This window comes from Amycolatopsis sp. CA-211722, assembly GCF_056828465.1.
This window is the reverse complement of the sequence record NZ_CP184752.1, coordinates 5,083,811-5,095,679: the sequence shown is the minus strand read 5'-3', so window position 1 is coordinate 5,095,679 and position 11,869 is coordinate 5,083,811. Positions and strand designations below refer to the sequence as shown.

The window sequence follows — 11,869 nt, the reverse complement described above, 5'->3', positions numbered from 1 at the left end:
TGTAGGACGTTATACGTCGCCCGGGTCGGCGCCGAGGACTGCGTGCCGTGACCGATGAAGACCCGCGGTGCGACGCAGGGTGAACCGGTCGATCTCGGCGCCGTCGTTGCGCAGGGTCCGCACGGTCAACGTCGTCCGGCGGCCGGGCCAGGCAGGCTCGACGTCGATCGCGAGGAACGAGTACCCGGTGTAGCGCACGCGGGACCAGGAGACGGTTTCGGTCACCTTCTCACCGCCCTTGACCCAGTGATACGACTGGAACTCACCCACGAACGTGTCGGGCACCGGGAAGCTGTAGAGACTCTTCCCGCCGCCACCGCAGGTCGCGTACACGGTGCCGTCGCGGTCCGGCTCGACGGTGTCGCCGATCTTGACCTCGCGGGTCACCTTGCCGCCGCGCAGGGCGTCAGTGCGTTCGTAGATGTGGTTGTGCCCGTTGATCACGAGGTCGACCCGGTACTCGTCGAACAGGGGCACCCATTGTTCACGGACGCCGCCCTCCGACGCGTGCTGATTGGTCGTCGAGTAGGCGCAATGGTGGAAGAACACCACGATGAAATCGACGTCCGGCTGCGACCGAAGGTACCGCAGGCGGCGCTTGAGCCAGGCCGTCTGGGAGCCGTGTGAGTAGCCGAGGTTGGCGGGGATCTCGTAGGAGACGTCGTTGGCGTCGAGCGAGATCACGCCCACGTTGCCGTAGATGAAGGAGTAGACGCTGGGGCAGTCGTGCGGGCCGGTGCCGGGGAAATCCCAGCGTTTGACCTGGCCGCCGTAGCCGTCGGGCGAGTAGAGGGCCTCCATGTCGTGGTTGCCGGTGGTGACCATCCACGGCACCGATGCCGCGACACCCTCGATCTGCCGGTAGTAGGCGTCCCAGACCTTGGGGTCGAAGAGATCGTGGTCCGCATCGGGCTTGGTCCCGGGCGGTTTGCCCGCGCCGCTCGGATCGGCGTACGCGATGTCGCCCGCCAGCAGGTGGAAACGCGGGTTCTGGCGCGCGACGGCACCGTCCTGCGCGAGCGCCGTCGTCGAGACTCCCTGGTCACCGAACGCGGTGAAGGTGAACTTGCCCGCCGGGATCCCCCGCGCGGGCGCGGTCGTGAACGTCGAGATCGCGGCGGGCCCGCCGTCCCCCGAAGCCGGGTCGAAACCCTCGTGCCCGACGGCGTACCGGTAAGTGTGGCCAGGCCAGAGATGGTCGGCCTCGGCGTGGAGGTAATACTGGTCGTACGGTGCGATGACCCCGGCGACCTCGGAATGCAGCGCGCGGACCTCAGCCGGGATGCGATGACTCCAGCCGCCGTGCCCGTCGGCGATCCGCAGGAACGGCTTCCGCACCGGTGCCGGAACCTGCCACGCGACCCGCATCGACGTCCGCGGATTCCGGCCGAACGCGAGATGCCGCCCCGCCGGAACGACCTTGTCGCCGTCGGCGTACGCGGTGCCCTGCAGGAGAAGCGGCCCGGCCGCGAGGACGGCGCCCTTGAGAATCGTGCGGCGCCTGAGGTACTCGTGTTGTTCGGCCATCGGCAGGCGCGAAGCCAGCGCGTCGGGTACACCGACCCTCGGGATTTCCATACGCGGGATGGTCGCTGACGGATGTGTTCGGCTCGCGACGGCGAGACGAACAGGAGTGGTCGAACTGTCCATCTTGGACTCAAGGAATTCCCAAGCCCCCTTTACCTTCCAGGCTCCCGCACTTAGTCGCCTGACTGCGGCACCTCCTTCGCATTTAGTCGACTAAATGCAGCGCACGCCTCACACGTAATCGGCTACCACGGCGATCCCTTCGCGTTTAGCCGACTAAATGCGAAGAGGTCGCCCTGGATGACTCGGCGCTTGCGGCTGTTTCAGTGTTCAGCGTCAGGGAGTGCGGCGGCAGTGTCGCGCTCGCGATCGGGGCTCTTCTTCGCGTTTAGTCGACTAAATGCGAAGAGGTCGCCCTGGGTGATCCGGCGCTTGCGGCAGCGTCACCCTTCAGTGTTGTTCGCGCGTTTCGCTGGTCGCTTAAAATTACGAACACCTGTTCGACATTGTTGCGGTATTATGGAGTCGTGTCCGAGACCTTTCTTCCCGAGTTGCCGCAGGAGTTGTGGCGTGCCGGCAAGCTGGAGCTTGCCCAGGGCGTGCAGCACGCCCTGCAGGTGATCCGGATGGCCAGTGCCGCGTTGGGGCAGTTCCTGGCGGAGATCGAGAACCGGGGCGTCAAAGACCTGTACGGGCATGGCAGCACAGCCAGCTGGTACGCGGACATGGCCGGGTTGTCGCGGGGTGAGGCGGGTGCGGTGGTGAAACGCGCGATCGCGTTGAACCCCACCCGGGCTTTGGACGGCACCGAGGTCCCGCCTGTTGCTCCTACCACTGCGGCGGTAGCGGCGGCGGGGTTGGTCGGGGATGAGCGGATCGATCAGATCCTGGACATCGTGAAAAAACTCCCCGCTGATACTTCTGCCGAGGACCGGGCCACCGCCGAACAGATCCTTGGTGAGCTTGCCCCGAACGCGGGTCCTCGCCAGCTTGTCGAGGCTGAGGCGAAACTGCTGGCCTGGCTCGACCCCGACGGCAACGAACCCAAAGACCCCGAACCCAAAGAACCACGCCGCGAAATCACGCTGGAACGGCGCAGAGACGGGTTCTGGAAACTGACCGGGCTGTTGGACGACGAGACCGGCGCCCGCACCGCCGCCGCCCTCGACGCGTATGCCCAGCCACGGCCCGTCGACGAATTCGGGCAAGCCGACCTGCGGATGAAATGCGAACGCCTCGGCGACGCCTGGGCCGAGCTGCTGGACTTGGCGATCGCCTGCCCGGACCAACCGGGCACCAGCGGCTACCGCACCCTGGTGAACGTCACCATCGGACTTGAGGAGTTGAAGTCCGGCCTCGGGACCGCGTGCCTGGACTTCGTCGGCACGATGACCGCGCGGGAAGCACGGCTCGCGGCCTGCGACTGCCTCATGCTGCCGGTCGTCATGAGCGCAGCCGGGGAGCCCCTCGATGTGGGACGACTCAGGCGGTTCGTCACACCGGGCCAGAGACGGGCGTTGAACATCCGCGACGGGGGTTGCGCGTTCCCGGGCTGCCATCGGAAACCGAAGAACTGCCACGCCCACCACATTCACCACTGGGTGGACGGCGGCCCCACCGACCTGCGGAATCTCGTGCTGCTGTGCGGGTTCCACCACCGGCTGATCCACCACGGTGACTGGGAAGTACGGATGGCGGCCGATGGGTTACCGGAATTCATCCCACCCCAGTACCGGGATCCGCTCCGACAACCCCGGCGTAACACCCTGCACCACACCTGAACCCCCGAAGAGCCCGTCGGCCACACCGACGACGGGCCCTTCGGCATGCCCACAGACAAAAAGCCTGCCCAGCCTCAAGACAAGCGCCCGCCGAACCGGTGGGCTACTGGGGCCCCGGTTGAACCCCACCCAAACAGCGGAAGGCGCGTACCAGCAGAGGCCCAGCCCAAGCTGAGCGTCTGGTCCCGGCGACCGGCAGCCGGAACACATCCCGCCCCAGGACCGAGACGACACCCCGCACCACCATTGACCCCCGATAGTCCCGTAGGCCACACCGGCGACAGGCCTTCGCCATGTCCCCGCCGTTCGCCGGCCCTGCCTGACCGGACCGATCAAGCACGACTGTGTGGATTTCGGGACATCTGACGTCCCCATATCCACACAGCTCGCGAAAGCGGAAGACTCGAACCAACAGAGACCACACGCTCGAGCCGAACGTCTCGTCCTGACGGCAGGTAGCCGGAACGCTCCCCGTCCAGTAGCGGAATCCGCTCCGGAAATCCCCGGCGCGACACCACTGAACCCTGAGGAACCCGCCAGCCACCCAGGCAACGGACGCTTCGGCATGTCCACCGACAGAAGCCGGCCCCGGCGACAGACCGAACGTCTCGCCCGACCCGCTGGGCTACCAGGATTCACCCGGCCAATCCGAAAACCTCGCCGAACACCCCCCACCACCACTGAACCCCGAGGATCCGCCGGCTACACCGGCGACGGGCCCTCGCGATGCCCACACCCGTTTGCAGGATGGTGAAGGCCTCCTTCATTGCGCCTAGCGCAATGAAGGAGGCCTTCACGTACTTGGAGAGGGTCGAGCCACCGTCACGTATTCCCGCTGAGGCTCACGGAAAGGTGTCCCGCCGTGAGGGAACTTCGAGGGACTCTGGGGCCCTTCACGGACGTCGGCTTCAGCAGGAACTCAGACACAGACCAGCGACGGTCAGGACTTGTCCGCCGCCTCCGCGACGAAGATGTCCGTCTCCAGGAAGACCCGCCACTGGGCGGGAGATTCGCTTTGCAGGGCCCGATAGGCGGCCGCCTGGACGTGGCTGCCGGACTCCGCCCGGGTCCAGATTTCGCGGACCAGGGGACCTTCCTGGAGATACCTGGCATATCCGGCCTCGATACCGACGACGGCGGCGGCGCGGACCTTGATGGCGTCCACCTTGTCCTTGGCCGCGGCCTCGAAGATGCCGGTGTCGATGAAGGCCCGCCACTGCTCCGGCGTCCGGCTGTGGAAGGCCTGGTACCAGACCTCGGAATCCTCGGGCGCCAGGTCACGGGTCCAGATGTGCTGGACGAAGTACTCGTCCGTCAGCTGCGCGGCCAGCGCCGGATCCATGCCGACGACAGCGGCCGCCTTCACCCGCGCGTCACGGAGCTTCTTTTCCGCGGCTTCCTTCTCGGCCGCTTCCTTCGCCGCGTCGACGTCTCGCTGGTGCTCGACGAAGATGCCGCGGACGATGAATTCCTTGTGCTCCACCGGTGTCGCGCGGAAAGCGGCGGCCGCGCCCGCCTTCACGAACGAACCCTTGGCGGCCCGTTCCCACAACGCGAAGACGAAGTTCGCGTCGTCCTTGGCCAGCAGGATCGAGGTCAGCTCGAAACCGAGCAGCGTGGCGGCGGGCTGCCGCTCCGTGCGCCGGACCTGATAGACCGCTTCGCGATCCAGGTCCCGCTGATGCGCCTCGTGGATCCCGGTCGTGAGGAACGACGAGGTCCAGCCGCGGTTGTAGGCGTCGAGCGCCGCGAACTGGACCTCCTGGGCGATCTCGCCACGCCGCTTGGCGGCCTGGTAGATCTCGTGGACGAAGTCACGTTCTTCGATGCGCAGCAGTTCCGGGGTGACCGTGAGCCCGACGACCGCGGCGGCCTTGGCACGGACCTCGGACGAAGTCACGACCGAAGCCCCGGCCGGTGCGGCGGTCGCCACAGCGGGCGCCGCGGCCGCCGCGGCGAAAGCGGCGACGGAAACAGTGATGAGAACGCGAAGCCTGAAATCAGCCATTGGTTGAGGTTGTCGGTTCAGTTCTGCTCGCCATCGTGGTCGAGCACGGGGGATCCCACCCAGCGTGACAACCCGGCATCCCCCAGCCACAGGGCTTATAGCCTCATGATCGTCGAACGTTACCGATCACCCTGACATTGCTCCGAACGCGAAAATCATCGCTCGCCTCGGACCGTGCGCCGCAGCTTCGGCACCCGCTCGTACAACGTCCGCTCCGCCCCGCGCTGGGTCGGCTCGTAGTAGTCCCGTCCCACCAGCTCGTCCGGCGGATACTGCTGCGCCAGAACACCTTCCGGCACTTTTTGCGGATGCCGGTAGCCCTTCGCGTTGCCGAGCTTCTCCGCGCCCGCGTAGTGCCCGTCCCGCAGATGCGGCGGCACCGTCCCGATCCGCCCGGATCGGACGTCACTGAGCGCGGCGTCGATACCGGTGACGATGGCGTTCGATTTCGGCGCCGTCGCCAGGTGCACGGTCGCCTGCGCCAGCGCGAGACGGCCTTCCGGCATGCCGATGAACTGCACCGCGTGCGCCGCCGCGATGGCCGATTGCAGTGCCGTCGGGTCGGCCATGCCGATGTCCTCGCTCGCGTGCACGACCAGGCGCCGGGCCAGGAATCGCGGATCCTCCCCCGCCTCGATCATCCGCGCCAGGTAGTGCAGCGCGGCGTCCACATCGGACCCCCGGATCGATTTGATGAACGCACTGATGACGTCGTAATGCTGGTCGCCGTCGCGGTCGTAGCGCACCGCCGCCTTGTCCACTGTGGACTCGACGATGGCGAGGTCGATCGTCTTGGCCTCGGTCGCGCTCGCCGCGTCCGCGGCCGCTTCCAGCGCGGTGAGCGCGCGCCGCGCGTCGCCGGAGGCGAGACGCACCAGATGTTCCCGCGCGTCTTCGGTCAGGGTGAGTTCGCCGCCGAGGCCGCGTTCGTCGGTCAGGGCTCGCTCGATCAGCGCGACGATGTCGGCGTCGGTCAGCGGGCGCAACTGCAGCACCAGCGACCGCGAGAGCAGCGGCGAGACGACGGAGAACGACGGGTTCTCCGTGGTGGCGGCCACCAGCAGCACCGTCCGGTCCTCCACGGCGCCGAGCAGGGCGTCCTGCTGGGTCTTGGAGAAGCGGTGGACCTCGTCGATGAACAGGACGGTGTTCTCGGCGTTGTAGTTCCGGCGCCGCCGGGCCTCTTCGATGACCCCCCGCACCTCTTTCACCCCGGCCGACAGCGCCGACATCGCCACGAACCGGCGGCCGGTCGCGGCCGAGACGAGGTTCGCCAGCGTGGTCTTGCCCGTCCCCGGCGGGCCGTAGAGCAGCACGGAAGCGGGCGCCGCGCCTTCGACGAGCCGCCGCAGCGGCGCGCCCTCACGCAGCAGGTGCTGCTGCCCGACGACCTCGTCGAGCGACCGCGGCCTCATCCGCACCGCCAGCGGCGAGCCCGCCGGGACGGCGAGGTCCGTCGGCTCGGCCGGCTCCGGCGGCGGCCCGAGGTCGGGGTTCACGGTGAAGAGTTCGTCCTGTGCCACGGTGTCGACGGTAGCCGCACCCACCGACGGTTCCGGCCACAGGTCAGCGCAGCCGCTCCCGGAACGCGTGCCACATGATCACGGCCGCGTACGGCACGAACTCGCGGCCACGCCGCCACACCCACGGGATGCCCTTGAGCACCAGCCAGCCGACGTGCCCGGCGGTACTCGGCTCCACGCCTCCCGAGCAGGTCAGGCTGACCGGCCGCGGCACCGCGAACCCGGCCTCGACGAGCCGTTCGGTGAACCCGGTCGCCAGCATCCGGTGACCGAGTTCCGACGGATGCAGCCGGTCGACGCTCCACGCGGTGAGGTCGTAGGCGCCGGGCAGCAGTTCGAGGTCGAGACACGGCACGCCCTCGCGTTCGACGACCTCGTCGATGGCGGCGTTCAGCTCGGCCACCCGCTGGCTCAACGCCCGGCGCAACGACTGCGGAAGGCGGAACACCTTGCCGTGGTCGTGGTACCGCACCGGGACCACGGTGGTGCCGACGGCGGCCAGTGCGTGGATCACCTCCGTGAGGTCGGCGGCGATCTGCTCGGCGCTGAAATCGGGGCGCAGCGTGTCGTTCATGCCCGCCACCACCAGCGCGACGTCCGGCCGGTGCGCCACGGCCGCGGGGAGCTGCTTCGTCAGCACACAGCTCATGCGCGCCCCCGTGAACGACGGGTTCAGGTAGCCGTCCGGCTCGACACCCAGCGCCTCGGCGACGAGCGGGCCGACCCCGCGCCAGCCGCCTCGGTCCGGCAGCGGGTCGCCGAGGCCCACGGCCGTGGAATCGCCGAGCACGACCAGTCTGCGCGCCGACCGCGGCACGGCGGGCGCGGGAGGAAGGAGAGGTTCGGGACTCGGGGTGACTTCGACACTGATCACGGTCACGGTAGCCACCATCGGCCACGCAGACTCACCCGCGGTGATGCCTGGGTAACGCGGTGAGGACGGTCGAGCGAAAAGTCCGTGCGGTGGCTATCGGAACGCCGGATAGAAGGCGAGGTCCGCGTGCGGCCCCAGCCTCGCGCCGAGCGCCGCGGCGACCCGCGTGGCGTGCTCGGAGATGTGGGTCAGGCGAGCGCGCAGCGAATGCTTGGCCAGTTCCCGCCACCAGGTCACCAGCGCGGCCTCCCGGCTGATCGGCGTGGCGTGCCGGTCCAGGTCCAGCTCCGGGAGGATCTCCCAGGTGATGACCCACAGCAGGAGCAGCTGACCGTCCATCAGATGCTCGGCCAGCGCGTCCTCGTCCGCGAGCCCTGGCCAGACCGAGACGACCTCGGCTCGCCAGGCCGCGATCATCGCCTCGCTCATCCCCGGCGGCAGCGCCAGCGCGTCCTCGCTCGACGCGAACGGGAGCCGCAGGTACGCCGCGTCCATCAAGGTGCTGCGCACGCGACCGCGTTCGAAGTCGAGGAACCGCACTCCCCCGCTGGTCACGAGGTTGTTGTCCGGGCTGAGATCCACGGGGCTGAACGCGCGGTACGACGGCGACCCCGCCCGCTCGGCGACCTCCATGACCCGTCGCTGCACCGGCTCCGGCGTCTCGACGTCGAGCAGTTCCTCCAAAAGTCCCGGCAGCTGGGCGCAGACCGCGGGCAGCGGCGCGTCCTCGTTCTTGACCGGGCCGCCGAGGCGGCGCAGCAGCGCGTTGAAATCGGGCTCGCGGCTCGCCGTGCTCGCGTGCAGCCTGCCCAGCGACCGGGCCCAGGACAGCAGCGCGCGCTCGGCGCCGCGCGCGTCCCGCGCGTGGAGCTTGTCGTGCAACGTCGGCACGCCGCCGAGGTCCTCGATCACCAGGACACGGTCCCGGCCGTCGTGGGCCAGCAGCTCCGGGCACATGCGGTCTTCCGGCGCGAGCGCGGTGAACAGCTGGTAGCTGACCGCCTCCTGCGCGAACGGGTCGGGCCGTCCCGGTTCGGGTGGGTCCGGGTAGTGCTTGATGACCAGGGTGCGCGGCAGCGCGAACGGCGACGACGCCACCCGCGCCCGCACGACCGTGGCCGGACCGCTGCCGGCGAGGTCTTCGGGGGCGACGAGGGTGATCGCGCTGCCGAATCTGCGCGAAAGGACCGACTCGCCGGCGGCGACCGCGGCCGCGATGGCGAGGGTTTCGGCTCCAGCTCCGACGGTCGAATCGTCGGCAGAGGAGGTATCGACTGTCATTGCCACCGACCCTACTCGTGACTGAGCAACCATGACCACTGAGATCCGGGCAATCGCGCGCCCTGGCGCGATCTGGGACTCATCCGCGTGAAAGCGGACGTTCCGTCACCCTCGATCGTTGCCCACGGCGGCGCAATGTCAGCACAATGGCCGCAGCTGCAACGATTCCGATGAGATTGACCAGCAGCTGACCGGCCGAATACAGGCACCGTTCCCACTGACCGGCAACCGCCGCGACCACCGCGTAACCCGCCGCGGGAACCGTCGTCACCGAGATGAACACGCCGACGAGCGCGGCGGATTTGGCCGAAGTCATGGAAAGCATCCCGGCCGCCCCGGCGAGCAGCGCGACGATCAGCGAAGCGATTCCCACCTGGTAAACGAAATCGACCTCGTGGTTGTCGGCGAGTTTGCTGACCTCCAGCACACCGGTGGCGTTGCCGGCCACGACCACACCGAGCGTGATCACCATCGCGATCGGGAACCCGCCGATCAGCGCGACGGCGCCCTGCTTCACGAGATCCTTCCGGCGCAGCACCAGACCGACCGCGATCGCCGCCAGCGGGCCGAATTCCGGCCCCACGACCATCGCGCCGACGATGGTGACCGCCGAGTTCGTGATGACACCGACCGACGCCAGCAGGCACGCGATGGTCAGGAACGCCTGAAATGTCCAGGTGAGCCGTGACTCCTCGCCGGTGCGGCCGACGAGTTCCTGCCACACCACCGCGTCCGCGGCCTCGCCCGGCGCCGCCTCCTCCGCCTTGTCGGCGGCGTCGGACACCGCGGTGTCCAGCGCTTCCAGCGTGATCCCGCCGGTGTGGTCGAGGTCGAGACCGCACAATGACTCGACGATGTCGTCGGTCGCCTCGCGCGCGATGTCCGCCTCGATCAGGTCGCCTTCGGGCGCGACGGCCACCCCGCGATGCACGACCAGATGCGCCGTCCCGGCGTGTGCCCGCAGGATCCGGACCGCTTCGTCGGTCCGGTCCGGCGGGCACACGGCCCTGAGGTGGAGCATCAGTTCTTGACGGTCGGCGCGGGCTTGGCGTCGATGCCCGCCTCCTTGCGCTGCTCCGCGGTGATCGGCGCGGGAGCCGCGGTCAGCGGGTCGAACCCGCCGCCGGTCTTCGGGAAGGCGATGACGTCACGCAGCGACTCGGCCTTGGCCAGCAACATGACGATGCGGTCCCAGCCGAACGCGATCCCGCCGTGCGGCGGCGGGCCGAAGGCGAAGGCGTCGAGCAGGAAGCCGAACTTCTCCTGCGCCTCCTCCTCGGACAGGCCCATCAGCTCGAAGACCTGCTTCTGCAGCTCCTGCTGGTGGATACGGATCGAACCGCCGCCGATCTCGTTGCCGTTGCAGACGATGTCGTAGGCGTAGGCCAGCGCGTTGCCGGGGTCGTCGGCGAGTTTGCCGATCCATTCCGGGGTCGGCGAGGTGAAGGCGTGGTGCAGCGCCTTCCACTTGCCGCCACCGACCGCGACGTCGTCGGACTCTTCCGCCGAGATGAACATCGGGAAGTCGACGACCCAGACGAACGACCAGGCGTTCTCGTCGATCAGGCCGAGACGGCTGCCGATCTCCAGCCGGGTGGCGCCCAGCAGCGCCCGCGCGTCGGCGGGCTTGCCCGCGGCGAAGAAGACGCAGTCGCCGGGCTTGGCGCCGACGGCTTCGGCGACCGTCTCGCGCTCCTTCTCCGACAGGTTCTTCGCGACCGGCCCGCCGAGCGTGCCGTCCTCGTTGACCAGGATGTAGGCGAGGCCGCGGTGGCCGCGCTGCTTGGCGAAGTCCTGCCAGGCGTCGAGGGTGCGGCGCGGCTGGTCGGCCCCGCCCGCCATCACGACGGCGCCGACGTACGGCGCCTGGAACACGCGGAACGGGGTGTCGGCGAAGAACGCCGTCATGTCGGTGAGTTCGAGGTCGAAGCGCAGGTCCGGCTTGTCCGAACCGTACTTCTCCATCGCCTCGGCGTAGGTGATGCGCCGGAACGGCCGCGGGATCTCGGCGCCGATCAGCTTCCACAGCGCGGTGACGATGTCCTCGCCGAGCGCGATGACGTCGTCCTGTTCGACGAAGCTCATCTCGATGTCGAGCTGGGTGAACTCCGGCTGCCGGTCGGCGCGGAAGTCCTCGTCCCGGTAGCAGCGCGCGATCTGGTAGTACCGCTCCAGGCCGCCGACCATGAGCAGCTGCTTGAACAGCTGCGGCGACTGCGGGAGCGCGTACCAGGAGCCGGGCTTGAGCCGGGCGGGGACCACGAAGTCGCGGGCGCCTTCGGGGGTGGAGCGGGTCATGGTCGGGGTCTCGACCTCGACGAACTCCTGCGCGTGCAGCACCTCGCGGGCCGCGCGGTTCACCTCGCTGCGCAGGCGCATCGCGGCCGCCGGGCCGCTACGGCGCAGGTCGAGGTAGCGGTGCTTGAGCCGCACCTCCTCACCGACGTCGACCCGGTCGTCGATCGGGAACGGCAGCACGGCGGCCTCGGACAGCACCTCGAGCTCGGTGACCAGCACCTCGATCTCGCCGGTGGGGATCTCGGCGTTCGCGTTGCCCTCGGGCCGCTTGGAGACCTCGCCAACGATGCGGACGCAGTATTCGGAGCGCAGCTGGTGGGCGCGCTCGGCCATCTCGCCCTCGCGGAAGACGACCTGGCTCACGCCGCTGGCGTCGCGCAGATCGATGAAGATGACGCCGCCGTGATCGCGCCGCCGGGCCACCCATCCGGTGAGGGTGACCGTCTGACCGGCGTGCTCGGCACGCAAGGTGCCGGCTTTGTGGGTGCGAAGCACTGCGGGTGCTCTCCTTCGGCATCACGATTCTGCGATTCGACGGCCTGTCGCCGACGACTCGATAGGCTATCGAAAGACCCCG

The 11,869-nt window shown here is 68.7% G+C and carries 8 protein-coding genes; 1 reads left to right on the top strand and 7 read right to left on the bottom strand.

From position 1 onward, the window contains the following. Window positions 1–9: 9 nt before the first annotated feature. The gene (locus ACOCEP_RS24640; RefSeq protein ID WP_482331359.1) at window positions 10–1,578 is read right to left on the bottom strand and encodes a purple acid phosphatase family protein; all 1,569 of its coding nucleotides are present in this window, start codon (window positions 1,576–1,578) and stop codon (window positions 10–12) included. A gap of 476 nt (window positions 1,579–2,054) precedes the next feature. Here ACOCEP_RS24640 and ACOCEP_RS24635 point away from each other — a divergent pair, with 476 nt between their 5' ends. Next, window positions 2,055–3,308 (top strand): HNH endonuclease signature motif containing protein, encoded by a 1,254-nt coding sequence (locus ACOCEP_RS24635; protein ID WP_482331358.1) that lies wholly within the window; start codon window positions 2,055–2,057, stop codon window positions 3,306–3,308. A gap of 940 nt (window positions 3,309–4,248) precedes the next feature. On the opposite strand, the gene ACOCEP_RS24630 is transcribed toward ACOCEP_RS24635, so the two are convergent. The 6 genes from ACOCEP_RS24630 to aspS form a co-directional block, all read right to left on the bottom strand. Then, complete coding sequence (locus ACOCEP_RS24630) at window positions 4,249–5,316, bottom strand: hypothetical protein (protein WP_482331357.1); 1,068 nt, start codon at window positions 5,314–5,316, stop codon at window positions 4,249–4,251. A gap of 155 nt (window positions 5,317–5,471) precedes the next feature. Beyond that, window positions 5,472–6,839, bottom strand: a complete 1,368-nt coding sequence (locus ACOCEP_RS24625; RefSeq protein WP_482331355.1) for a replication-associated recombination protein A — start codon at window positions 6,837–6,839, stop codon at window positions 5,472–5,474. A 43-nt stretch (window positions 6,840–6,882) separates the two neighbouring features. Next, window positions 6,883–7,731, bottom strand: a complete 849-nt coding sequence (locus ACOCEP_RS24620; RefSeq protein ID WP_482331354.1) for an SGNH/GDSL hydrolase family protein — start codon at window positions 7,729–7,731, stop codon at window positions 6,883–6,885. A gap of 75 nt (window positions 7,732–7,806) precedes the next feature. Continuing rightward, window positions 7,807–8,994 (bottom strand): phosphotransferase, encoded by a 1,188-nt coding sequence (locus ACOCEP_RS24615; protein WP_192745310.1) that lies wholly within the window; start codon window positions 8,992–8,994, stop codon window positions 7,807–7,809. A gap of 79 nt (window positions 8,995–9,073) precedes the next feature. Next, window positions 9,074–10,015, bottom strand: coding sequence for a DUF389 domain-containing protein (locus tag ACOCEP_RS24610; protein ID WP_482331353.1), 942 nt, complete (start codon window positions 10,013–10,015; stop codon window positions 9,074–9,076). Next, window positions 10,015–11,787, bottom strand: a complete 1,773-nt coding sequence (aspS, locus tag ACOCEP_RS24605) for an aspartate--tRNA ligase (protein WP_482331352.1) — start codon at window positions 11,785–11,787, stop codon at window positions 10,015–10,017. The genes ACOCEP_RS24610 and aspS overlap by 1 nt, the downstream gene beginning before the upstream one ends. Between the last annotated feature and the right edge of the window lie 82 nt (window positions 11,788–11,869).

What these genes read in the sequence shown, in the direction of transcription:
- ACOCEP_RS24630 (WP_482331357.1), bottom strand. Translation starts at nt 5,316, where the DNA reads ATGGCTGATTTCAGGCTTCGCGTTCTCATCACTGTTTCCGTCGCCGCT.
- ACOCEP_RS24640 (WP_482331359.1), bottom strand. Translation starts at nt 1,578, where the DNA reads ATGGAAATCCCGAGGGTCGGTGTACCCGACGCGCTGGCTTCGCGCCTG.
- ACOCEP_RS24610 (WP_482331353.1), bottom strand. Translation starts at nt 10,015, where the DNA reads ATGCTCCACCTCAGGGCCGTGTGCCCGCCGGACCGGACCGACGAAGCG.
- ACOCEP_RS24615 (WP_192745310.1), bottom strand. Translation starts at nt 8,994, where the DNA reads ATGACAGTCGATACCTCCTCTGCCGACGATTCGACCGTCGGAGCTGGA.
- ACOCEP_RS24620 (WP_482331354.1), bottom strand. Translation starts at nt 7,731, where the DNA reads ATGGTGGCTACCGTGACCGTGATCAGTGTCGAAGTCACCCCGAGTCCC.